The sequence below is a fragment of the Halomonas salipaludis genome, from assembly GCF_002286975.1.
GTDB classification, from domain to species: Bacteria; Pseudomonadota; Gammaproteobacteria; order Pseudomonadales; family Halomonadaceae; genus Franzmannia; species Franzmannia salipaludis.
In genome coordinates this window covers 756509-780252 of record NZ_NSKB01000001.1, presented here as the reverse complement: position 1 = coordinate 780252, position 23744 = coordinate 756509, and the positions used below count along the sequence as shown (strand labels likewise).

Below are 23744 nucleotides of genomic sequence, written 5' to 3'. Positions count from 1 at the left end.
GCGATTGAATTCGCTCCTACATTGGTCTTGGCGCCACTCCCGGTGTTGCAGGATATCCTCCCACCCATGCCAAAGGCACGACTCCCAGTGTGGGAGCGACTTCAGTCGCGATACAGCGCGCAGCGCTGCCGGGGTAGAGCCACCCCATCGCGATTGAATTCGCTCCTACATTGGCCTTGGCGCCACCCCCGGTGTTGCAGGATATCCTCCCACCCATGCCAAAGGCACGACTCCCAGTGTGGGAGCGACTTCAGTCGCGATGCAGCGCGTAGCGCTGCCGGTGTAGAGCAACCCCATCGCGAATGAATTCGCTCCTACATTGGCCTTGGCGCCACTCCCGGTGTTGCAGGACATCCTCCCACCCATGCCAAAGGCACGACTCCCAGTGTGGGAGCGACTTCAGTCGCGATGCAGCGCGCAGCGCTGCCGGTGTAGAGCCACCCCATCGCGAATGAATTCGCTCCTACATTGGCCTTGGCGCCACCCCCGGTGTTGCAGGACATCCTCCCACCCATGCCAAAGGCACGACTCCCAGTGTGGGAGCGACTTCAGTCGCGATGCAGCGCGTAGCGCTGCCGGGGTAGAGCCACCCCATCGCGAATGAATTCGCTCCTACATTGGCCTTGGCGCCACTCCCGGTGTTGCAGGACATCCTCCCACCCATGCCAAAGGCACGACTCCCAGTGTGGGAGCGACTTCAGTCGCGATGCAGCGCGTAGCGCTGCCGGGGTAGAGCAGCCCCATCGCGAATGAATTCGCTCCTACATTGGCCTTGGCGCCACTCCCGGTGTTGCAGGACATCCTCCCACCCATGCCAAAGGCACGACTCCCAGTGTGGGAGCGACTTCAGTCGCGATGCAGCGCGTAGCGCTGCCGGGGTAGAGCCACCCCATCGCGAATAAATTCGCTCCTACAACGGCTTTGTTGCCATTCCCAGTGTGGGAGCGAATTCAGTCGCGATGCAGCGCGCAGCGCTGCCGGGGTAGAGCAGCCCCATCGCGAATGAATTCGCTCCTACATTGGCCTTGGCGAAACTTACAACGACACACCGCGCTTCCAGGGGATGAAGTCGTACTGGGCCAGCCGCACTGCCTGCGGCTGGTAGCGGCCCGAGGCGGTGTCGATGCACAGCCTGAGCAGGTCGTTGGCGAGTTCGTCGATCTGCGCCTCGCCGCGGATGATCGGCCCGGCGTCGAAGTCGATCACGTCACTCATGCGTGCCGCCAGCTCGCTGTTGCTGGAGATCTTCAACACCGGGGTGACCGGGTTGCCGGTGGGGGTGCCAAGCCCGGTGGTGAACAGGATCAGGTTGGCGCCGGAGCCGGCCAGGGCAGTGGTCGACTCGACGTCGTTGCCCGGCGAGCAGAGCAGGCTCAGCCCGGCGCGGGTGCGCGGCTCGGTGTAGTCGAGCACGTCGACGATGGGGCTGTCGCCGCCTTTCTTGGCGGCGCCGGCGGACTTCATGGCATCGGTGATCAGGCCATCGCGAATATTGCCCGGCGAGGGGTTCATCGAGAAGTCGGCGCCGACCCGTGAGGCGTGGCGCTGGTAGGCGCTCATCAATGCGCGGAAGCGCTCGGCCACCCGGTCGTCGGTGCAGCGTGCCACCAGCTCATGCTCGACGCCGCACAGCTCAGGGAACTCGCTGAGCATGCCGCTACCGCCCAATGCCACCAGCCGGTCCATCACCGCGCCCACCAGTGGATTGGCGGAGAGCCCCGAGAAACCGTCCGAGCCGCCGCACTCGGCGCCCAGGCTCAGCGCCGAGAGCGGGGCCGGGGTGCGCGGGGTGCGGTTGGCCTCGGCCAGGCCGTCGAAGATGGTGGTCAGCGCATCGCGGATCAGCGCCTCCTCGCTCTGGCTGGCCTGTTGCTCCAGGTAGTGCACCGGGCGCAGTCCCTGCGGGTCGCGGCTGGCCACGGCCTGCTGGATCATCTCGATCTGGGCCTTCTGGCAGCCCAGGCTGAGCACCGTGGCACCGGCCACGTTGGGGTGGCAGATATAGCCGGCCAGCAGCTGGCATAGCGCCAGGGCATCGTCGTCGGTGCCGCCGCAGCCCAGCGTATGGGTCAGGAAGCGCACGCCATCGACGTTGGGGAACAGCCGCTCGGCGGCAGCCTGGGGCGAGGGAGCGGCGGCGGCGTCGCCGTGAAGCAGCTCGCGGGCCATGCGTTTGTAATCGCGGTAGGGATCTTCGCCCAGCGCATCGGCCACGCACTGGCGCAGCACCTCGATGTTGCGGTTCTCGCAGAACACCAGCGGTACCACCAGCCAGACGTTGGCGGTGCCGACGCTGCCGTCGGTACGCCGATAGCCGTCGAAGGTCAGGCCGGTGAAGGCGCCGACGTCCGGCGCCTGCCACTCGCCGCGGCGTGCCTGAGGCGTGCTCGAGGCGGTGCTGTGGGTGGTGTTGTCGGTGGTGATGGCGGCACCGGCGGCAATCGGCCGGGTGGCGCGGCCCACGGTCACGCCGTACATGACCACGCTGTCGCCCTCGGCAAGGTCGACCAGCGAAAACTTGTGTTTGTGGCGGATCGGCTCGACCAGGCGCACCCGGGTGGCGCCGTCGTCGATCTCGCTGCCGGCCGGCAGATCCTTGAGTGCCACGCGGACGTTGTCGTCGGCGTGTACGCGCAGGCTGGTCAGACGACCGGCGTCGCTGGCAATCGGAGAGGTCATAGCTGGCTCCTGCTCATCGCGCGTCGCGCTCGGCGACCACGCGCTGCTGCTGTTCGCCGAGGCTGTCGATGCCGAGGCGCATGGTCTGGCCGGGGCGCAGGTAGGTCGGCGGCTGCTGGCCCATGCCCACGCCGGGCGGAGTGCCGGTGGAGATCACGTCGCCGGGCTGCAGGCTCATGAAGCGGCTAAGGTAGCTGATCAGGTAGGGCACCTGGTAAACCATGGTGTTGCTGTTGCCGTCCTGATAGCGCTTGCCGTCGACCTCCAGCCACATGGCCAATCGATGCGGGTCGTCGATCTCGTCGGGGGTCACCAGCCACGGACCCAGTGGGCCGAAGGTATCGCAGCCCTTGCCCTTGTCCCAGGTGCCGCTGCGCTCGAGCTGGAACTCGCGCTCGGAGACGTCGTTGACCACGCAGAACCCGGCCACATGCTGCATGGCGTCGGCTTCGTCGACATAGCGCGCGGTCTTGCCGATCACCACGCCCAGCTCGACCTCCCAGTCGGTCTTGTGCGAGTCGCGGGGGATGATCACGTCGTCGTTGGGGCCGCAGATGGCGCTGGTCCACTTGTTGAAGATGACCGGCTCGGGCGGCACTTCGGCGCCGGTTTCGGCGGCGTGGTCGGAGTAGTTGAGGCCGATGCAGATGAACTTACCGACCCCGGCCACGCAGGGCCCCAGGCGAGTATCGCCGGCCACCTCGGGCAACTGGGTGAGATCCAGGGCGGCCAGCTCGGCCAGCGCCCGACGGTCGAGATGGCCGCCGCTCAGGTCGGTGACATGTGCCGAGAGGTCGCGAATTCTGCCCTGGGCATCCAGGGCGCCGGGTTTCTCGTGGCCGGCAGGGCCGAAGCGCAGCAGTTTCATAGGCGTTTCCTTGCTGTGAAAGGGGCTGGGTCAGGTTAGCCAGCCGCCGTCGATGGTATGGGTGGTGCCGGTGGTATAGCCGGATTCGTCGGCGGCTAGGTAGCAGGCCAGGGCGGCGATCTCTTCGGCGCGGCCGAGTCGCCCCAGTGGCTGGCGGGCCTCGAACTCGGCGAACACGCTGGCCTCGTCGCGGCCCTGGCGCTCGGCCTGGAGGCGGATGCGCTGGCGCAGCGACGGCGACTCGACGGTGCCCGGGCAGATCGCGTTGCAGCGAATGCCGTGGCCGACATAGTCGGCGGCGATCGACTTGGTCAATCCGATCACTGCCGCCTTGCTGGCGCCGTAGGCGCAGCGGTTGGGCACGCCCTTGAGGCTCGAGGCCACCGAGGCCATGTTGATCACGCTGCCGCCGCCTGCATCGATCATACCCGGCAGTACCGCGCGGGTGAGGTGGAACATGGCGGTTACGTTGAGCTCGAAGGAGCGCTGCCAGGCGCTCTCCTCGCACTCCAGCAGACTCCCGTCGGCGACGTAGCCGGCGCAGTTGAACAGCACGTCGATGCGCTCGAGCTCGGCGACCAGAGTTGCGATCTGTGCACTATCGGTGACGTCCAGGCGGCGTGTCTCGATGCCCGCGGTGGTGTGCAGCGTGGCCAGGGCGTCGGCGTCGATGTCGGTGGCGATCACCCGTGCGCCTTCTGCGGCAAAGCGCCGTGCTGCGGCGTGGCCAATGCCGTTGCCGGCGGCGGTAATCAGGGCGGTCTTGTTATTCAGTCGTTGCATCGGCGGGTCCTGAGGGTAAGTGGTATGACAGGATGCTAGCCCGATAGCTCGTCAGTATGGAACATCTCGCCAAGCTTGCCAACTGATCGGCTTAGCCGCCGCTCAAGCACGGAAAAGGCGGCCCGTAGATAGCAGCCCCGCTCGGCACTGATCCGGCGACAGGCCTGCGAGGAGGCGCTGTAAAACCATCCCTGGGCGCTACCTACGCCATCCCTGGCGTAGAACCTCCTCTTCGGCCTGTCCCCGGCGTCCCTCGCTTAGGGCAACTGCGACAATCCTGTTTAGCCGCCGCTCAAGCACAAAAAAAGCGGCCCGCAGGCCGCCTGGAGAACCATTGGGCGTCAACACTGCTCGACCCAGGAGGTCATCGCCGCAGTGATCTGGCGTAGCTCATCCTGCGTGGTGATATAGGCCGGCATGGTGTAGAGCCAGCGGCCAAACGGGCGCAGCCAGACACCCTGGCGGCGCGCGTGGGTCTGGGCACCGGCCAGGCTGACGGCATCCTTGAACTCGATGGCAGCACAGGCGCCGAGCACGCGCACGTCATTGACCGCGGGGTGGCGCGCTACCCGCTCATTGAGCAATTCCTCGCGCAGCACAGCGTTGAGCTCGGCGATCTTGCCCAGGTAGTCCTCCTCCTCGAACACCGCGATACTCTCCAGCGCTACCCGGCAGGCCAGCGGATTGCCCATGAAGGTGGGGCCGTGCATGAAGGCGTGGCCGTCGTCGTCGCTGAGAAAGGTGTTATAGACCCGGCCGGTGGCCAGGGTCGCGGCATGCCCCAGATAGCCGCCGGTAAGCCCCTTGGAGAGCACCATGATGTCCGGCGTGACCTCGGCATGCTCGGCGGCGAACAGCTTGCCAGTGCGGCCGAAGCCGGTGGCAACCTCATCGAAGATCAGCAGCACGTCGAACTCGTCGCACAGCTCGCGGGCGGCGCGGACATAGTGGGGCGAGGTCATGTTGAGTCCGCCGGCGGCCTGCAGCAGCGGCTCCATCAGCAGCGCGGCCACCTCATGGTGGCAGGCCTCTAGGGTCGTGCGCAGGGCAGCGATATCGGCGTCGACATCCTGCGGCGAGGCATCGAAGGGCGCCGTGGGCGCCGGTGCGAAGTGGTGGCGCGGCAGCAGCCCGGCAAACAGCGAATGCATGCCCTCTTCAGGGTCGCAGACCGCCATGCAGCCGCTGGTGTCGCCGTGGTAGGCGCGCATCAATGACAGCATGCGATGCTTTTGCGGGCGGCCGCGCAGTACCTGGTACTGTACTGCCATTTTCATCGCCACTTCCATGCCTACCGAACCGCTATCCGAGAAGAAGACGTGATCGAGGCCCGGCGGGGTGATGCGCACCAGGGTCTCGGCAAGCTCGACGGCCGGGGCGTGTGACATCCCGCCAAGCATCACGTGGCAGAGCGTATCGGCCTGCTGCTGGATCGCCGACACCAGGCGCGGATGGCCGTAGCCGTGGATCATGCACCACCACGAGCAGGTGGCGTCGAGTAGCCGCTCACCGCCGGCAAGTTCGATGAAGGGGCCCTGGCCGCCGACTACCTCGAGGGGGGCTGGCTGCGTCTGCATCTGGGCGTAGGGGTGCCATAGGGTATTTGACGGCATGGGGAGACCTTGTAGAAGTTATGTAAACCTATGTTTTTAAGTAGGTTAACAAAGCCTAAGGAAGGGCACCAGCAGTCGGCCGGGCAGGATGATCAGAACAGGCCAGGCAGGCTATCAGGGCGGGGCAAGCCCGCTGCATGTAGGCGCACGCATGGCTTTAAACAATAAGTCCGGCTATTAGGCTGTTGATTAATTGACTGGCGTTAAGTTGAGGAGTCGAGATAATCTCGCTATGATATTGAAACTTAGCATCGATTGCGGTGATAATGCGTCGGCATCCCGCAAACTGACATCCGTTAAAGAAAGGAAATGCAATGTCTCTGCTTAGCACCTACATGCAGAAAGAGCAGCTTCTCAAGCAGCTCACCGAAGAACTGCACAACATGGAAAGCGATCAGCGCCTCAAGGCCGAGCTCGAGTTCAAGGAAAAGCTCGAAGCGCTGATGAAGGAGTTCAACAAGTCGGCCGCTGACGTGATCGACCTGCTTGACCCCAAGCCGGCCAACAAGGCCGCCGCCAAGTCGCCCTCTGCCGCAGCCGGTGGTCGCCGCAAGCGCAAGCTGAAGATCTACAAGAACCCCAACACCGGTGAAGTCGTCGAGACTCGCGGTGGCAATCAGAAGACCCTCAAGGCATGGAAAGACGAGTTCGGCAACGACACCGTCGAGTCCTGGCTGGTACGTATCGAAGAGTGATACTGCGTTACCCGGGTTGATATCTGGCAAAAGGCCGCGCAAACTGCGCGGCCTTTTGTTTGTGGCGAGTCCCGAATAGCGTCGCGGCGTTATTGCGGCCCGACGATATGCTTGACTTTGAGATAGGCGGAAAGCCCCCATGGGCCGAGTTCCCGGCCGATACCGCTACGCTTGAAGCCGCCCCAACCGGTTTGCGGTAATACCAACTGTTCGCTGTTATACCAGATACTGCCGGCGCGAAGTTGGCGGCCCACGCGTTTGGCACGCGCCGGATCAGCGCTGATTACCGTAGCAGCCAGGCCGAAGTCGCTGGCGTTGGCCAGTTCGATCGCTTCTTCCTCGCTGGTAGCGGAGTGGCCACAGAGCACGGGGCCGAATATCTCCTCCTGCCACAGGCGGCTAGTGGTGGGCACATCGCGATACAGCGTTGGTGCCAGGAAGTAGCCCTGCTCGGGCAAGTGACGATCACGGCCGTCGCGTACCGCGCTGAGCTCCTCCTGTTCGGCAATGGCCAGATAGGCATTTACCGCCTCGCGCTGGCGCTCGCTGGTCAGCGGCCCCATGTCGCTGGCTTCGTCGAGCGGGTCGCCGAGCCGCAGCGCGTCGATACGGCTGGCCAGGGCGGCGTAGACCGCATCGGCCAGGCTGCTATCGACGATCAGCCGCGAGGTGGCCGAGCAGATCTGGCCGGCGTTGAAGTAGATGCCTGCCATGATCCAGTCGGCGGCCTGCTCGGGGTCGGCGTCGTCGAGCACCACAATTGGCGATTTGCCGCCCAGCTCCAGCGAGACCCCGCGCGAGCCCTCGCTGGCGGCACGCATCACCGCCTCGCCGACCCGGTTGCTGCCGGTGAACGAGACCTTGTCGACGTCGCGATGGGCGGTGAGCGGAGCGCCAATGCCCTCGCCGTCGCCGTGCAGCAGGTTGAGCACGCCGGCGGGAAGCCCGATCTCGGCGGCGATCTCGGCCAGCGCCTGCTCAGGCAGCGGGGTGACCTCCGAGGGCTTGAGCACCGCGGTGCAACCGGCGGCTAGTGCCGGGGCCAGCTTCCAGGCGCTGGTCACCAGTGGGAAGTTCCACGGCGTGATCAGCCCCACCACACCGGCCGGGTCGAAGTAGCAGCGCGCCTCGACGCCTTCCATCTCTATTGCCACGGCCTGGCCCTGGCGGGCGTCCAGCGCCCGGGCTTGTTCGGCGTAGTAGCGATAGCAGGCGATGGCGTCGTCGAGGTCGATCTCGGCCTCGGCCAGCACCTTGCCGTTATTGGTGCTGGAGAGCCGCACCAGCGCCTCGCGGCGTTGCGTCAGGGCGTCGGCGAAGGCATCGAGATAGCCCCCACGTGCGGCGCCACCAAGTGCCTGCCAGGCGGGCAGCGCGCGGCGTGCCGCGGCCACGGCGTCGTCGACATCCGCCGGATCGCCGGCGGTCACCTCGGCGATCGCCTGCTCGCGAAACGGATTGAACACCGGCAGCCAGCGTGCTCCGCGGCTCGCCACCCAGCGGCCGTCGATATAGTGATGATCGAGTCGTTGCACCTGAGATCTCCTATGTGTGTCTTGGCGCCACTCCTACATTGGCCTTGACGCCACTCCCTTATGTGGGAGCGAATTCATTCGCGATGCAGCGCGCAGCGCTGCTGGGCCAGATCAACCCCATCGCGACTGAAGTCGCTCCTACATTAGCTTTGGCGCCACTCCCTGTGGGAGCGAATTCATTCGCGATTGCAGCGCGCAGCGCTGCCGGGCCGATACCACCCAACCCCATCGCGACTGAAGTCGCTCCTACATTAGCTTTGGCGCCACTCCCTGTGGGAGCGAATTCATTCGCGATGCAGCGCGCAGCGCTGCTGGGCCAGATCAACCCCATCGCGACTGAAGTCGCTCCTACATTAGCTTTGGCGCCACTCTCTGTAGGAGCGAATTCATTCGCGATGCAGCGCGCAGCGCTGCTGGAATAGATCAACCCCATCGCGACTAAAGTCGCTCCTACATTGGCCTTGGTGTCATGACCCTGTAGGAGCGAATTCATTCGCGATGGGTTTGCCAGGGTTCGGCGCCGATCTCGATCAGAAAGGGGCCGTCCAGCGGGCGCGAGGCCAGGGCTTCACTGAGGCTTGCCGGGTCGTCGACATGGGTGGCCACGCAGCCGAAGCCGCGCGCCAGGGCCAGGAAGTCCGGCGGCAGGATATCCACCCCGAGCCGTTCGACGCCATGGGCATCCATATAGCGCCTGATCTCCTCGTAGCCGGTGTTGTGCCACAGCAGGATCACCACCGGCAGCCGCTCCTCCACCGCGGTGGCCAGCTCCGACAGAGTGAACATGACGCCGCCATCGCCGACCAGCGCCACCACCGTCAGGTCGGGCCGCGCCAACTGGGCGCCGAGTGCCGCCGGCAGGCCGTAGCCGAGGGTGCCGTAGCCGGTCGAGGCGTTGAAGTAGCGGCGCGGCGCCGGCTGCGAGACCAGGTGATTGCCGGCATATACCGGCGCGGTGGAGTCGCCGACCAGGATCGCCTCGGGCAGCTGCTCGGCCAGGGTAGCGTAGAACGGTACGAAGTCGGCGAAGGCCGGGTCGTGGGCCAGGTCCAGGGCCGCCAGTGCTGCCGCAGTCCGGGCCACGCCGTGGCGCTGTAGCGGGGTGGGAAAGTGCTCGAGCAGCAGCGCCAGGCTGCGCCCGGCATCGGCCACCAGCCCCAAAGACAGGCGCTGGTTGCGCACCAGCTGCTCGGGGTCGAGGTCGATGCGAATCAGCGTGCCGGCCAGCGCGAAGCCGTCGTCGAACACTACGTCGTAGTCGGTCTCGCCGAGCTCGGTGCCCACGGCGAGGATTACGTCGGCGTCGCGGGCCAGCTCGCGTACCGCCGGCAGGGCGGCATTGGCGCCCAGGTCGAGCGGATGGTGGCGACCCAGCAGGCCCTTGGCGTTGATGGTGGTCACCGTCGGCGCATCGAGGCGTTCGACCAGCGCACGCGCCGCCTCGGGGGCATCCACGCAGCCGCCACCGAGCAGCACCAGCGGACGCTCGGCGCTGCGTAGCCAGCTGGCTGCCTGGATCAGGCCCTCGGGGTCCGGTGCGGCGCGGTAGATCGCCGGCGCCTGCCAGGCCCGTGGCGCCGTCACCGGCACACTGAACAGGTCGATGGGGATCTCGATATGCACCGGCCCCGGCCGCGCCCCGCGGAATACCGCGAAGGCCCGTGCCAGCACCTCGGGCAGGGCCTCAGCATCGAGCAGGGTGTGGCTGAAGCGCGCCACGCCGCTGATCATCTGCTGCTGGCTGGGCAGTTCATGCAGCCGGCCTTGGCCGCGGCCCAGGGTATCGCGGCGGTTGACGCTTGAGATCACCAGCATCGGCACCGAGTCGGCCAGTGCCTGGCCCATGGCGGTGGCGATATTGGTCATGCCGGGCCCGGTGATGATCAGGCACACCCCGGGTTTGCCGCTGGCCCGCGCGTAGCCATCGGCCATGAAGCCGGCGCCCTGTTCGTGGCGCGGCGTGACGTGCTGCATGCCGCTGCCCTCTAGGCCGCGGTAGAGCTCCACGGTATGCACGCCGGGAATCCCGAACAGGGTGTCGACCCCATAGGTATCGCGCAGCAGGCGAATCAGCAGCTCGGCGCAGGTCATGGAGGTGTCGGTCATCACATCTGCCTCAGAAGAAGAAGGTATGCGCCATGAAGGCGATGATCGGCAAGGTGATCGCCGTGCGCAGCAGGAAGATTACCAGCAGTTCCCATAGCTTGAGCGGAATCTTCGACTTGAGGATCAGCGCGCCGATTTCCGACATGTAGATCAGCTGGGTCAGCGACAGGCAGGCGATCACGAAGCGGGTCAGTTCGCTCTCGATATTGGTCGCCAGCACCGCCGGCAGGAACATGTCGGCGAAGCCCACCAGGGTCGCCGGTGCGGCGGCCTCGGCCTCGGGGATGCGCAGCAGCTCGAGCACCGGCACCATCGGGTAGGAGAGCCAGGTGAACAGCGGCGTGAACTCGGCCAGGATCAGTGCCACGGTACCGATTGCCATCACCAGCGGCAGCAGCGCCAGGAAGATGTCGGCGACGTTGAACAGCGCGTTGCGCAGCAGCTCGCGCGGACCTGGGGCGTTCTCGGCGCGCTTCACCGCCATGGTCAGGCTGTAGCGGAATACGCCCATGTCGTCGGTGCGCTTTTCGCGCAGCTGGCAGCCCACCGGTTCGTAGTAGGTATCCGGCTTGCGCGACAGCGGCGGCAGGCGCGGCACGATGATGGCGGCAATCAGCCCCGACACCACCACCGTGAAGTAGAACTGCACGAACATGTGGTTGAGGTCGACGAAGCTGGTGATCAGCAGGCTGAAGGCGATCGATACGATCGAGAAGTTGGTGGCGATCACCGCCGCCTCGCGGCGATTGTAGTAGCCCTTCTCGTATTGCTGAGTGGTGATCAGCACGCCCACGGTGCCCGAGCCCATCCACGAGGCGGTGGCATCGATGGCGCTGCGCCCAGGCAGGCGAAAGATCACCCGGAACGGCTTGCGCACCAGGCTGCCGATGAACTCCATGAAGCCGAAGTCGACCAGAAACGGCAGCAGGATGGCGGCGAAGAAGAAGAACGTCAGCAGCACCGGTGCCAGGTCGTTGAGCATCACGCCGCCGGTGAAAGAGGCAGTGACGAACTCGGGCCCGAACTGGAAGAAGGTCATCAGCGCGAAGGCTGCGCCCAGGATACGCATGCCGAACCACACCGGTCCGACATCGAACATGTCCTTGAACACGCCCTCGGCGGCGAAGGCCGGCCTGGAGATTTTGACCCAGGCGGTGAGTACCACCGATAGGCATAGCACTACGGTAGCGATGGCTGGCAGCGCGCCGTCGAGCAGCGCCTTGAGGCCGTCGGCCATCAGGCCCATGCCGATGTTGATGGTGTCGCCGACCTGAAACGGAATCAGGAACAGGCTCACACCAATCACCGAGGGGATCAGGAATTTCAGCAGGTTGCCACGGTCTAGCGGCGCTCGGGGCACCGTCTCTTGGGTCGTGTCGGAAGAGGGCATGAGGTCATCCTCGTTGTTGTCGTCAGTCAGTGGGGGATATCGGCTTGATCAATCCTGGTGCTTGACGCCGGGTAGTGCGCACAACATTTCATAGAGCAGCGTGGCGCCCATCAGTGCGGTGTTGCCGCTGGGGTCATAGGGCGGCGATACCTCGACCAAGTCGCCGCCGACGATGTTGAGGCCCGCTGCGCCGCGCACCAGCTCCAGGCCCTGGGCCGAGGTCAGGCCGCCCATCTCGACGGTGCCAGTGCCGGGGGCCACCGAGGGGTCGAGGCCGTCGATGTCGAAGGTGATATAGACCGGCGTATCGCCCATCTGCTCGCGCACCTCCGCCATCAGCGGCGCCAGCGATTTGTACCAGCACTCCTCGGCGGTCACCACGCGGAAGCCCTGGTCGCGACACCAGTCGAAGTCCTCGGCGGCATAGCCGGTGCCCCGCAGGCCGATCTGCACCACCTTGCCGTGGGCCAGCAGGCCTTCTTCCTGGGCGCGACGGAAGGGCGTGCCGTGGGCGAGGGGCTCGCCGAACATGTGCTCGTTGACGTCGGCATGGGCGTCGATATGGATCAGGCCCACCGGGCCGTGTTTGTTGGCCATGGCGCGCAGGATGGGCAGGGTGATCAGGTGGTCGCCGCCCATGGTCAGCGGTTTGCAGTCGTGGCGCAGCACCTCATCGTAGAAGGCGCTGATGATGTCGACGCTCTTGGGCAGGTGGAAGGTGTTGATCGGCACGTCGCCGATATCGGCCACCTGCAGGCTGTCGAAGGGCGCGGCGCGGGTCGCCATGTTGTAGGGGCGCAGCATGCGCGACTCGTCGCGGATCTGGCGCGGCCCGAGGCGCGTGCCGGGCCGGTTGGAAGTGGCGATATCCATCGGAACGCCGATAAAGGCCACGTCCAGGCCGGCGGCGCTGTCCTGGCTGGGCAGGCGCATCATGGTCGCCGGGCCGGCGAAACGCGGCATCTCGTTGCCGCCCAGCGGCTGGTTGAAGTCGCTCATGCTGTTCTCCTTGTGTAATGGTGTTACGGGCCAACCCCATCGCGAATAAATTCGCTCCTACACTGGCCTTTGGCACTTTGTTCCTGTGGGAGCGACTTCAGTCGCGATGCAGCGCGAAGCGCTGCCGGGGTAACTCAACCCCATCGCGAATGAATTCGCTCCTACACTGGCCTCGGCGCCACTCCCCTTGTGGGAGCGACTTCAGTCGCGATGCAGCGCGAAGCGCTGCCGGGGTAACTCAAACCCATCGCGAATAAATTCGCTCCTACACTGGCCTTTGGCACTTTGTTCCTGTGGGAGCGACTTCAGTCGCGATGCAGCGCGCAGCGCTGCTGGGGTAACTCAACCCCATCGCGAATGAATTCGCTCCTACATTGGCCTCGGCGCCACTCCTCTTGTGGGAGCGACTTCAGTCGCGATGCAGCGCGCAGCGCTGCCTGCCTTTCCTTGTGCACATTGCGTGCCAAGTTTACGCGACTGTTTTATAGGCGGTTTCCGGCAGGGTGATGCGTTTTTACATCATTGCGCCGCCAAATTGATTTAAAAATGCATCAATGATGCGTTAACGTATCACTTTCGCCTTCATCGAGACCTGCCATGCGCGACATCGACAGCCAAGTGTTGGCCACCATCGTTGAGACGGCCAGCGATCACTTCTTCATCGTCGACGGCGAGGGCCGGGTGCTGGACGTCAGCCCAGGTGCCGCAGCGGTATACGGCATGAGCCGCGAGGCGCTTTGTCGCACCACGGTGCAGGCGTTGGAAACCAAGGGCATTCTCAAGCCCTCGGTAAGCCTGGAGGTGATGCGCACCGGCGAGCCCGCCCAGCTGATGCAGCAGACCGCCACCGGGCGGCGGGTGATCGCCCAGGCGCATCCGGTGTATATCGCCGGCAAGCTCGAGCGGGTGGTCAGCCGCTCGATGGATCTCACCGACCTGCAGCTGCTGCAGGACGAGTATGCGCTGCTGCAGCAGCGCTTCAGCGACCACCTCAAGCGCAGCGGCGGCGGTTCGATCGGCGACGACCTGGAGCTCGACAGCCTCGAGGTGCGCAGCGGCGTGATGCGCGAGATCGCCGTGCTGCTCAAGCGCGTGGCGCCCACCGACGCCACCGTGCTGCTGCTCGGCGAGTCAGGGGTGGGCAAGACCGCTTTCGCCCGCCAGCTGCACCGCTGGAGCAGGCGTGGCGACGGCCCCTTCATCGACGTCAACTGCGCCTCGATTCCCGAGAGTCTGTTCGAGTCGGAGATGTTCGGCTATCAACCCGGCGCCTTCAGCGGCGCCACCCGCCACGGCCGCGCCGGGCTGCTCGAGCAGGCCGATGGCGGGACGCTGTTTCTCGACGAGATCGGTGAACTACCGCTGGCCATGCAGACCAAGCTGCTCAAGGTGATCCAGGACGGTAGCCTGACACGGCTGGGCGATACCCGGCCGCGGCGGGTCGACTTCCGGCTGGTCGTGGCCACCAATCAGGATCTTGCCCGGCGCGTGGAGGAGGGCGGCTTTCGCCTCGACCTCTACTACCGGGTCAACGTGATACCGGTCACGCTGCCGCCGCTGCGCGAGCGCCGTGAAGACATTCCGGTGCTCGCCGAGTTGCAGTTGGCCCGACTCAACCAGCGCTATGGCGGCAACAAGCTGCTGCATGCCGGCCTGTGGTCGCAGTTGATGACCCGCGACTGGCCGGGTAACGTACGAGAGCTCGAAAACACCCTGGAGCGCGCCTGGCTATCGTCGCCCGGCGACCTGATTGAGCCTGAAGTGGGGCAGCAGAGGTTCGCCGCCGGCCAGGAACCCGGTATACTGGTTAGTGATCGCTCATCCGCTGCGTCCACACCTGGCAATATGCTGCTACCCGAGGGGCAAACCCTCAAGCAGGCGATGGCGGCGGTGGAGCGCGATATCCTCGCATCACTGTGCCGCGACCATCCGAGTACCTATGCCATGGCCCGGCGCCTGGGCATCAGTCAGCCCAGCGTGGTGCGCAAGCTCAGTAAGTATGGTCTGACGATTCATAACGAGAGATAAGTCACTCAAGAATGCGATACGAAAAACGCCCCAAACCTATGGACGAGCGCGAGAAACTGCGCAAATTCCGCGAGCTCGACGATGCCTTCGCCGATGCCCTTGCGGCACTCGACAGGGGCCAAGTGCCCCGCGACATGCCCACCGTGATGAGCGCCGAAGCCCGCCGTGAGGCCCAGCAGCGTGACGATCAGGAGGCCTTCGAGCGCCGTGTCAGGGCGCTGATGCAGGAGTACCAACAGCCCAGCGAGTCGGTCAGCCTGCTAATGCGGACCATGCTGTCGCTAGGCAAGATCGCCTGATTCGCTCGTTACAGAATGACACATATGCCGGTTCCCACCCCGGTAGTAAACGCGTTAGGGTCGTATATCACTGTATTGACACGGAGATGATATGTCCTTTGTAACGCGCCTCGCGGCTCCAATGCTTGCCGCCCTGGTGGCCGTCCCGGCCGTCGCCCAGCAAATGGCTCCGCAGCAGCAGGCGGCGCCGAGCCCCCAGCAGCAGGTCGCTCAGCTGGACGAGATGGTGGGGCTGGATCAGGCGCAGCAGGACCAGATCGCCGGCTACCTCACCGAGCTGCAGCAGGGCGTTGGCCAGCGCCAGGACGAAGTCCAGGCCCTCGAGCAGCAGCTGCTCGACCACTCCGGCCCCGACTTTGATGAGAACGCCATCCGCCAGACCGCGACCCAGCTGGGTGAAGTCACCGCCGAGATCGCCGCCGAAAGCGTCATTCTGCAGTCGCGCATCGAAGCGGCCATGACCCAGGAGCAGCGTGACGCCCTCGACGAAGCTGCGCGCCAGCAGCAAGAGCAGATGCGCCAGATGCAGGAGCAGATGCAGCAGCAGCAACAGCAGCAGCAAGCGCCGCAGTAAGCAGCGGCAAAGCTGGCACCGAGATCGCTGACAGGTCTCGGCCAATACCGCGAGGCGGCTTCCACTCCAGGAAGCCGCCTCGTTGTGTGTTGACCTCCTGGCGGCAGGCCAGGCCATCGGGTAGGCTGAACAAAAAAGATAAGCACGCAAAGGAACCTGGGGCATGGACGACTATCCGCAGATTCGTCATCACGGTGGCGTCGAGGGGGTAACCGGCAGCTGCCATCGGCTGCAGCTAGCTGCAGACCGCGCCCTGCTGGTCGACTGCGGCCTGTTCCAGGGCCAGGACGCCGACGGCGACAGCGCCTTCGAGCAGCATCAGGTGGCGTTCAGCGTCGACGACCTACTGGCGCTGCTGGTCAGCCACGTGCATATCGACCATATCGGCCGGCTGCCCTACCTGCTGGCGGCGGGCTACTCCGGCCCGATTCTCTGCTCGGTGCCCTCGGCGCGGCTGCTGCCGCTGGTGATCGAAGACGCCCTGCGCATCGGCTTCACCCGCGACGCGCAGCTGATCGAGCGCTTCCTCGGCGAAGTGGGCGGGCGCCTGGTGGCGCTGGAGTACAACACCTGGCATACCCTGCTCGACGATGCCCGGCACTGCGTCAAGGTCAGGCTACAGCGCGCCGGGCATATCCTCGGCTCCGCCTATATCGAGGTCGACAGCCTCGAGCAGGCTAGCGGCAAACGCCAGCGCACGCTGTTCTCCGGTGACCTCGGCGCCCCCTACACGCCACTGCTGCCGGCACCCAAACCACCCCACAGCTGCGACGTGCTGGTACTCGAGTCAACCTACGGCGACCGGCTGCACGAGCAGCGCCGCACCCGCAGGGCGCGCCTCAAGGCCGCCATCGAAAAAGCATTGCAGAACGCCGGCACGGTGATCATTCCCGCTTTCAGCATCGGCCGTACCCAGGAGCTGCTCTACGAACTGGAAGGCTTGATCCACGCCGCCAAGGATTCGCGCTGGCGCGAGCTGGAGATCATCATCGACTCGCCGCTGGCTGCGCGTTTTACCCAGCTCTACCGCGAGCTCAAACCCTACTGGGACGCCGAGGCCCACCGCCTGCTACGCGGCGGGCGCCATCCGCTGAGCTTCGACAATCTCACCACCGTGGAAGGTCACGACGCCCACCAGCGTACGGTGGCCTACTTGGCCAGCAGCGGCCGGCCCGCGGTGGTGATTGCCGCCAGCGGCATGGCCAGCGGTGGGCGGGTGGTCAACTACCTCGCCCAGATGCTCGGCGACCCGCGCCACGCCGTGCTGTTCGTCGGCTATCAGGCCCCCGGTACCCTGGGCAACGACATCCGCCGCTACGGCCCCCGCGGCGGCTGGGTCGAGATCGACGGCCAGCGCATCGACATTCGCGCTCACGTCGAGAGTATCAGCGGCTACTCGGCCCACGCCGACCAGCACGACCTGCTCAACTTCATCCGCCGCATGCGCAAGCCGCCCCGCGAGATCCGCCTGGTCCACGGCGATGCCCACGCCAAGGCGGCCCTCAAGGCCGAGATAGACGCCTGGGCCAAGGCGGCCGGGCACCATATCGACGTAATAGCCAACGTCAGCCAAACCCAACCTCATCGTGACTGACATCACTCCCACATTGGCCTTGGCACCGCCCCCCAGCGTAGAAGCGAATTTATTCGCGATGCAGCGCTGCCCGGGTAGATCACCCCCATCGAGACTGAAGTCTCTCCCACATTGGCTTTGGCGCCACTCCCAGTGTAGGAGCGACTTCAGTCGCGATTGCAGCGCGCAGCGCTGCTGGGGTAGGCCAATCCCATCGAGACTGAAGTCTCTCCCACATTGGCTTTGGCACCACTCCCAGTGTAGGAGCGACTTCAGTCGCGATTGCAGCGCGCAGCGCTGCCGGGTGGCTACTCCTTACGCTGGGCGAGGCTCATCAGGTAGAGCGCGGCGGCAAGTGCCAATACCGAGAGTGCCAGATAGATGGCATCCAGCGGCGTCTGGAAGCGTATATCCACCACGGCGCGGAAGAACTCGATGATTACCGCCAGGATCACCACCCGCGCGATCTTGTCCTTGAGCTGGTCGAACGACTGCACGTTGAACGGGTGATGGGGCGTATGATCCTCGGCCTGCTCGATGGGTGACACGAACAGTCGGTAGACGCCGAGGCCGAAGATCAACAGCACGATGGCGATCAGGTAGATATCGATGGCCATGATGATATTGGGCACCACGCTATCGTGAATGTCCTCGACACCACCAAACAGGTAATAGATCACGGTATCGATCAACACCTTGACGATGTCGATGGTGCCGATGGTAAACAGCACGACCGCGCCCAGCAGGCTGGGGACGACTGCCATCATGACCAGGAAGCGTGAATTCCACAGGTAGCGCTCCAGCCGCTGCTCGGTGCGGCTCTGTGGCGCGTGCGGTGGGGTGGCTGCTGGCGTCGGCCGCGAGTCGTCGTGTGAACCAGGATCGTTGTGCATATTGGCGGTATCTCGAGGCAGTGGTGCGCGAAGGTCAGCGCGGCGATGCGTGGTGTTTCAAGCGCCTCAACCAGCGCTGTTTGGCGTACTGACGCAGATTATGCACGTCATCGGTTTCATCGACGATGTCCTGGCCGAGGATGGTTTCGATGATATCTTCCAGCGTGATCAACCCCACCCAGGTGCCGTGCTCGTCGTGTACTACCCGCAGGTGGTGGTGATCTCGCAGCATATCGGAAAAGACCTGCTCGATGCTGGTGGTGTCGGTAATGCTGACGACGGGCCGCTTCAGCTCGCCCATGGTCTGCGCATCATCGGCATGATAGGTATCGGAACGATGCACATAGCCGAAGGCGTGCTCACTCTGGTCCATGACCGGCAGGCGGGTAAAGGGCGTCTTGCCATACTGCGCATCAAACTCCGCAACCGTCATCTCCGGGGGCACCGTTTCACACACCGTGCGTGGCGTCATGGCATCCTTCACCGCCATCTCATGCAGGTTGAGGATATTGATGATGGTGCGTGACTCGTCCGGGTCAAGCACGCGCTCCTCGAGTCCGATGCTGGACAGCGCCTTGATCTCGGCGCGCAGATCGACGTCGTGCTCGGATTTTCCCATCCGCCGGGTGATCCTTTCCGACAGCCAGATGAACGGCATCAGCAGCACGATCATGACGCGCAGCAGCGGGGGCAGGAACGGCGCCAGCTGGCGCCAGTAGGTCGCGCCCAAGGTCTTGGGAATGATCTCCGAGAGCACCAAGATCAGCAGCGTCATGACTGCGGAGGCCACGGCAATGTAGGTCTCGCCGAAAAGCACCGCCACCTGGGCGCCAACGCCGGTGGCGCCGGCGGTATGCGCGATGGTATTAAGCGTCAGTATGGCGGCCAGCGGCCGGTCGATATTGGCCTTGAGTGCCGCCAGTGCGGCGTGAGCGGTAGGTCGATCCTCCTTGAGCCGGGCAATGTAGCTTGGCGTGAGCGAAAGCAGTGCGGCTTCGAGGACGGAGCACAAGAACGATATGGCAAGTGACGCAACGATGATCGTCGCAAGAAGAATCATGGGGGCTCGCGGTGGGTAGTGTTCGCGCTATATACGCAATGGCCGAGATGCTGTCAACGTCGGCGCGCGGATGCGTTCCCCTTATTGGCCTGTGCGCTTCAGCTGCCACCGGCGAAGCTGCAACAAGCCCGCCATCACGACCCAGGTGCAGAGAGCTGCCAGCGCATCGTCGGCGACGATCCCCAAGCCGCCAGGCCAGCTTTCCACCCAGTGTATCGGCGGCGGTTTGAGAATGTCGAAGAGGCGGAATAACAGCAACGCAGAGGCCATTACCCAGGGGTTACGCGCGGCCTGCAGACCGAAAACCGCTAGCGGGAACAGCAGGAACTCATCGGCAACGATCTGCGACGGATCACCGCCGCCAACTGCCAGCGCCGCATAGTGGCATAGCGAGATGGCCACTGCGATCAGCAGGACCGCAAGGAATGCCTGAATCGCTAGTGGATAGCGCAGCAGCCACCAAGCCAGCGGCAGGCCCAGCAGACTGCCGAAGGTCCCCGGTGCCAGAGGCAGGGTGCCGAGGCCAAAACCGGTTCCCACCGCGATGAGCATCCCTTCCAGCACGCGCTTGCCTCCCGAGGCATCGTTCAAGAGCGACATAGCGTAGCACTGGTGGTGCGTTTAACCCCATCGAGACTGACGTCTCTCTCACATTGGCCTTGGCGCCACGCCAGTGTAGGAGCGAATTCATCAGCTATCTAGCCGGTGCTCTGGGATGGCTAGTCTGCCACGCTCGCGGCTGGTTCATCCTGCTTGAGGAGGCGTTGAAGCTTGCGTTGGCCGAAGGTCGAGATCATGGGTAGTACCAACAGGCTGGCAGGCGCCGTGGGGAGTGCCCCGATAGCCAGCACGATGATCGCAGGTAGTGACCACTTGCGTTGATCAGGTTTGTAAGCATGAGACAGCATGGTCAGGCCGAGCAGAGTGAGTGCGAGGCAAGTAAGCAGTAGCATATAGAGCATCGGCGCATCGTTGTTGTTGGCGTATATCAGCCCAACGATGGAAATCAGCGCAACGTATATCCCAGTACAGACAGTAGCTAGATCGCCCTTGACCGGTTGTTGGGCGACTTGACGCTCTTTGAGGAAGGCGAGTAACGGTTCTTGAAGACTGCCAGCTTTATCGTAGTGAACGATGCCTTCCTTGTGATTCATGGCGAACAGTGCTTTGTTAGTCGCACTGCGAATCTCACCTATGCATGCCTTGTCAATGTCCTCTGTCTTGCGGCCGCTTTTGGTGCGAAGAATCAGTGTGATGCCATCGTCATGTTGCTGGAGTCGCTGGTAGAGGTCGGTAACGAAGTCGATGTCGAACGATTGTTTGAATGTCAGAGGTAACACGCAAGGCTCCAGATGGTGGGAAGGGAATACAGCGTCGGCTCTCATGCCGATGCTGTAGATACTACCGTGATGAAGCGGCCATGATAGATGCTTTGATTGGCGTGTTGAATGGTTTTTAGCTTACATGGGATGTAGTCAATGTCTTACACGACGAGATCGCATGTGTGTACCAGCATTGCTCGCTTTCTCCTCTTTCCGTATCCCTTCGTAGCGGTGACAGCACCTCTCAGATGTAGGATATAACCTACAAAACGTGTGAGACATTGCTGTCACTGTAGGCCGTTGCATTCCATCCTACGTGCCTTTGTCGTAGTGTACGCCGCCTATCGTCCGAGTGCTGATGAAAAGCTGGCAATGGATATGATGTGCGCAAGGGATTGATGCAAATGAAACATAAAATATTGCTGGCATGTATCGCCATATGCCTGGTGGGTTGTGGGCGTGAGCTGGAGGTTTCCTTCCAGAAAAGTGTTGGAGACCGTACGCTGGCCGAGCAGCAAGTCAGTAATGCGATTGATGACGCTGGTGACTATTCATACGACATGAGCTGGTCTGACGGTGGGTTGCTCGTAAAGCTGCCATCGGAAAATGACCTGTCTAGAGAGCAGGTCGAAGAGTTGGCTGAAATAGTCGAATCACGACTCATGCCAGAAGCTGACTTGCGCCCAGTGCTGGAAATTGAAATTACAGAGACCGATGAAGACGCACTGGAAGTACTGGGTGTCGAACACGGTCAGCGCTATAGCATCCCGTTGATTTGGGAGAGTGCCAACGCCGATGTTTATTACACAGAAGATGTCCACGACTATGGTGGAAGCACTGGTGAGCGTAGAAGTCGTAGGTTTATGTGCGTTATTCGTGTCAATACGACCGAGCCCCCACCCCCTCTGGTAGTCAGCTTTTCTCTCTTTGGCTTCGAAATGCCTTTGCCGATAGGGCACAAAAAGATGATATCCCATCTCGATCAAGAGTTCTTCGATCAGACGCGTATCGAAACCGGCAGCAGATATATCGATATCATCGTCGGTGATATGGGGAGTCGATCTGTCAGTCAGACGGAAAGGCAGCTTGAGTTCGTGCAGGGAACTAGCCGTCCTGCCGGAGCGAACCGATCTGCATGCCAGCGTATGATCGCCGGAAAAGTATCCGATGACATGAATGGGCTACTGCCTAACCGAGCGGCAAAATATAACGTGTCGAGCATCGTAGTGCGTTGATATTCAGCCATTGAGTGATAAATGGCTGAACATGTTATTTGGTTCCATAAGAGACCGGAAGATAATTGAGGGTGAACGAGAATGAGCGAGCTGGCGGAAAAAGTGTCGACTGAGTCCGAGAAGATATATCCCGAGCTGATCCACGCTGGCCATTCTCTTGATAATAATCCGTTTTACGTTCTCGGTTCGTCGCCCTGTGAGGGCCTCGAGGCACTGACTGATCGCTACGAAGATGCCATCGATGATCACCTCATCAATGAGCGCGAGGCATTACGGCTATATCAACTGCTGAGTAGTTCATTACCGCGCCTGGCAGCGGAAGTCAGTTGGTTGCCGGGTGTCGAGGCCGATGAAGCCCAGCGGGCGGTCAAGGCTCGGTGGGCCACGCCACCCTCGGAATGGCCGCCGCTCGCGGCCGTCAACTTTCGCTTCGCCATGCTGGCTGGCGCAGGCGAGACGGTGACGTCTTCCGACCTGAAATCTATAATCCAGCTCTGGGCCACGGTTGAGTCGGAGAGTGTTACCGAGATTATCAATCGTCAGCGAGACGCTAGCGGCTTCCCTCTTGTCAATCGTGACCAGGTCGAAAGCGAACTCAGTCGTTGCATCCAGGCTCATGCCGATGCGCTGTTCGCGCTACTGTCAAAGGATGAGAAAGCGTTGCCTGGAGTGCTTTCGGAAGCACTGGAAAGCGCTCAGAAGACATCGGCAACGAGCACCTTTATTAACTGCCTGGTTGCTCTATACCAGCGCTGGGTTCAACGTCCTCTGGATCGCCTCGCAGATGAGATAGACGATAAGTTGCCGGCCTTGAGGAAGCTACTCGACGAAGAACTCGAAGATGAGCGTGAAATCGATGCCGATGAGTACCGTGTCATTGAGGAAGCACTCATCGAAAAGTTGCGCGACTGGGCAGAGTGTTCCAAGCCCCTCCGATTGAGCAGCTACCGCAAGGGGCTGGATGAGCCTCGTAGCGCCGCAGTGGTGGGGTCTTACCTCAACAACGCCTTGGCGCTTAATAGCTATGCTCCAGCGTCGGCATTGAACATAGCCAACGCCGCTTATGAAATGACCCAGTTGATGCCACGTCTCCAGGCGAAAGCAGAGGAGGTCGTCGGGATCTTGCAGGAAGTCCGCGACCTTAACGCTTTGGAAGAGAGTGAGCCGGATTTTTGCCACTGGGCAGGAACACTGGAAGAGGAAAGCGACAAGCTAGAATGGAATCTCGTCAAGCATCAGAGTAGAAGCCTTGCCCCAGGCCTGGAGAATAATTTTTTCCAAGAGCTCATTGAGCTCTTGCAGCGTGCCGGTGATGAAGAAACGATGCGTGGGGCCTGGGTGAGAATATCAGAGGTAGTGGCCAAGCTAAAAAAGCCGGAACTCATTATTTATGCCGTTCATCAGCTGGTAGAGATAGAGAAGCACTATCCATTTGAGGGCGTTTCAGGGAAACGTCTCAAGGCGCGTTGGAATCATGTGCTATGGATTGAAATTCAGGCCGGTATCGAGACCAGTATGTTGAGAGGCATGAAGGGTGATTTCTCCCGATGGGTGGAAAAAGGCTATGAAAGGTTTCGCGATGATGAAGAGAAACGACGCTACCTGGAGACGCAGCAGCAAGCCATGGAAAACATGCCGGATGATGCGCTGGTCAGTATTCTCGGCTGGGGCTTTGCCATCGTTGTACTGATCTTGTTTATTTTCCTGGCCACACTTTGAGTTTTAATGCCAAGGCCAATGAGGTTGAAATGGATATAGAGTTTTCCAAAGGCATGGTTCTAGAGTATTGGCGTGTCGAAAAGATCTGCGAGTCATTGCTTACTGCTCTCCCTGCCAGCGAGTTCAAGCAGCAGGCGGCACAGCTGCGTTATTCGGTGCGCCAGGTAGAACGTATGCTCGCACCGCTGGCGCTGGAAGTGGTGGACTATACACACCAGCGCTATGAACCCAATCTGCCGGTGCAAGTGATCAATAACGAAGAGGTGGCCGGTGAGCGTGACCTGGTCGTGACTCAGACCATCGAGCCGACCATCGTACAGCGCGGCGAAGTGGTGCACCTCGGCCGCGTTATCGTCGCAGAGAGAGATTGAAT

The 23744-nt window shown here is 62.7% G+C and carries 20 protein-coding genes; 8 read left to right on the top strand and 12 right to left on the bottom strand.

Annotated features, from left to right (window positions below; genetic code table 11):
- Positions 1 to 1035: 1035 nt before the first annotated feature.
- The 4 genes from CK498_RS03800 to bioA form a co-directional block, all read right to left on the bottom strand.
- Entirely contained in the window at positions 1036 to 2679 is a 1644-nt protein-coding gene (locus CK498_RS03800; RefSeq protein WP_095619505.1) for a UxaA family hydrolase, read from the bottom strand.
- A 13-nt stretch (positions 2680 to 2692) separates the two neighbouring features.
- On the bottom strand, positions 2693 to 3547 hold the full coding sequence (locus tag CK498_RS03795) for a fumarylacetoacetate hydrolase family protein (RefSeq protein WP_095619504.1): 855 nt from the start codon (positions 3545 to 3547) through the stop codon (positions 2693 to 2695).
- 30 nt (positions 3548 to 3577) lie between these two features.
- Positions 3578 to 4330 (bottom strand): SDR family oxidoreductase, encoded by a 753-nt coding sequence (locus CK498_RS03790; RefSeq protein ID WP_095619503.1) that lies wholly within the window; start codon positions 4328 to 4330, stop codon positions 3578 to 3580.
- A 341-nt stretch (positions 4331 to 4671) separates the two neighbouring features.
- Positions 4672 to 5943, bottom strand: coding sequence for an adenosylmethionine--8-amino-7-oxononanoate transaminase (gene bioA / locus CK498_RS03785; protein ID WP_095619502.1), 1272 nt, complete (start codon positions 5941 to 5943; stop codon positions 4672 to 4674).
- Between the two features lie 314 nt (positions 5944 to 6257).
- On the opposite strand from bioA, the gene CK498_RS03780 reads away from it, so the two are divergent.
- A complete protein-coding gene (locus tag CK498_RS03780) occupies positions 6258 to 6638 on the top strand; it encodes a histone-like nucleoid-structuring protein, MvaT/MvaU family (RefSeq protein ID WP_095619501.1) in 381 nt (126 codons plus the stop codon).
- 89 nt (positions 6639 to 6727) lie between these two features.
- On the opposite strand, the gene CK498_RS03775 is transcribed toward CK498_RS03780, so the two are convergent.
- The 4 genes from CK498_RS03775 to speB all read right to left on the bottom strand — a co-directional run bounded on the left by CK498_RS03775 (position 6728) and on the right by speB (position 12668).
- A complete protein-coding gene (locus CK498_RS03775) occupies positions 6728 to 8173 on the bottom strand; it encodes an aldehyde dehydrogenase family protein (RefSeq protein WP_095619500.1) in 1446 nt (481 codons plus the stop codon).
- A 489-nt stretch (positions 8174 to 8662) separates the two neighbouring features.
- Positions 8663 to 10279, bottom strand: coding sequence for a 5-guanidino-2-oxopentanoate decarboxylase (locus tag CK498_RS03770; protein ID WP_229358944.1), 1617 nt, complete (start codon positions 10277 to 10279; stop codon positions 8663 to 8665).
- Positions 10280 to 10289: 10 nt separating this feature from the next.
- Positions 10290 to 11669: a YjiH family protein gene (locus tag CK498_RS03765; RefSeq protein ID WP_095619499.1), complete on the bottom strand. Its 1380-nt coding sequence runs from the start codon at positions 11667 to 11669 to the stop codon at positions 10290 to 10292.
- 48 nt (positions 11670 to 11717) lie between these two features.
- Positions 11718 to 12668, bottom strand: coding sequence for an agmatinase (gene speB, locus CK498_RS03760; RefSeq protein WP_095619498.1), 951 nt, complete (start codon positions 12666 to 12668; stop codon positions 11718 to 11720).
- A gap of 597 nt (positions 12669 to 13265) precedes the next feature.
- Here speB and CK498_RS03755 point away from each other — a divergent pair.
- From CK498_RS03755 to CK498_RS03740, 4 genes are all read left to right on the top strand, one after another.
- Positions 13266 to 14696, top strand: coding sequence for a sigma-54 interaction domain-containing protein (locus tag CK498_RS03755; RefSeq protein WP_095619497.1), 1431 nt, complete (start codon positions 13266 to 13268; stop codon positions 14694 to 14696).
- A gap of 38 nt (positions 14697 to 14734) precedes the next feature.
- On the top strand, positions 14735 to 14995 hold the full coding sequence (locus CK498_RS03750; protein WP_229358943.1) for a hypothetical protein: 261 nt from the start codon (positions 14735 to 14737) through the stop codon (positions 14993 to 14995).
- Between the two features lie 91 nt (positions 14996 to 15086).
- Positions 15087 to 15569, top strand: coding sequence for a hypothetical protein (locus CK498_RS03745; RefSeq protein WP_095619495.1), 483 nt, complete (start codon positions 15087 to 15089; stop codon positions 15567 to 15569).
- 163 nt (positions 15570 to 15732) lie between these two features.
- Positions 15733 to 17163 carry an MBL fold metallo-hydrolase RNA specificity domain-containing protein gene (locus CK498_RS03740; protein ID WP_095619494.1) on the top strand — a complete coding sequence of 477 codons (1431 nt, stop codon included), beginning with the start codon at positions 15733 to 15735 and terminating at the stop codon, positions 17161 to 17163.
- A gap of 287 nt (positions 17164 to 17450) precedes the next feature.
- On the opposite strand, the gene CK498_RS03735 is transcribed toward CK498_RS03740, so the two are convergent.
- The 4 genes from CK498_RS03735 to CK498_RS03720 form a co-directional block, all read right to left on the bottom strand.
- Complete coding sequence (locus tag CK498_RS03735; RefSeq protein ID WP_095619493.1) at positions 17451 to 18035, bottom strand: YqhA family protein; 585 nt, start codon at positions 18033 to 18035, stop codon at positions 17451 to 17453.
- A 34-nt stretch (positions 18036 to 18069) separates the two neighbouring features.
- Positions 18070 to 19095, bottom strand: coding sequence for a CNNM domain-containing protein (locus CK498_RS03730; RefSeq protein ID WP_095619492.1), 1026 nt, complete (start codon positions 19093 to 19095; stop codon positions 18070 to 18072).
- An 81-nt stretch (positions 19096 to 19176) separates the two neighbouring features.
- On the bottom strand, positions 19177 to 19695 hold the full coding sequence (locus CK498_RS03725) for a phosphatidylglycerophosphatase A family protein (RefSeq protein WP_229358942.1): 519 nt from the start codon (positions 19693 to 19695) through the stop codon (positions 19177 to 19179).
- A gap of 119 nt (positions 19696 to 19814) precedes the next feature.
- Positions 19815 to 20435 carry a hypothetical protein gene (locus CK498_RS03720; RefSeq protein WP_095619491.1) on the bottom strand — a complete coding sequence of 207 codons (621 nt, stop codon included), beginning with the start codon at positions 20433 to 20435 and terminating at the stop codon, positions 19815 to 19817.
- A 365-nt stretch (positions 20436 to 20800) separates the two neighbouring features.
- Here CK498_RS03720 and CK498_RS03715 point away from each other — a divergent pair, with 365 nt between their 5' ends.
- The 3 genes from CK498_RS03715 to CK498_RS03705 all read left to right on the top strand — a co-directional run bounded on the left by CK498_RS03715 (position 20801) and on the right by CK498_RS03705 (position 23742).
- Positions 20801 to 21652 (top strand): hypothetical protein, encoded by an 852-nt coding sequence (locus CK498_RS03715; RefSeq protein ID WP_217987680.1) that lies wholly within the window; start codon positions 20801 to 20803, stop codon positions 21650 to 21652.
- 81 nt (positions 21653 to 21733) lie between these two features.
- Positions 21734 to 23371, top strand: coding sequence for a hypothetical protein (locus tag CK498_RS03710; RefSeq protein ID WP_095619489.1), 1638 nt, complete (start codon positions 21734 to 21736; stop codon positions 23369 to 23371).
- 29 nt (positions 23372 to 23400) lie between these two features.
- Positions 23401 to 23742, top strand: coding sequence for a hypothetical protein (locus tag CK498_RS03705; protein ID WP_095619488.1), 342 nt, complete (start codon positions 23401 to 23403; stop codon positions 23740 to 23742).
- The last annotated feature ends 2 nt before the right edge of the window (positions 23743 to 23744 follow it).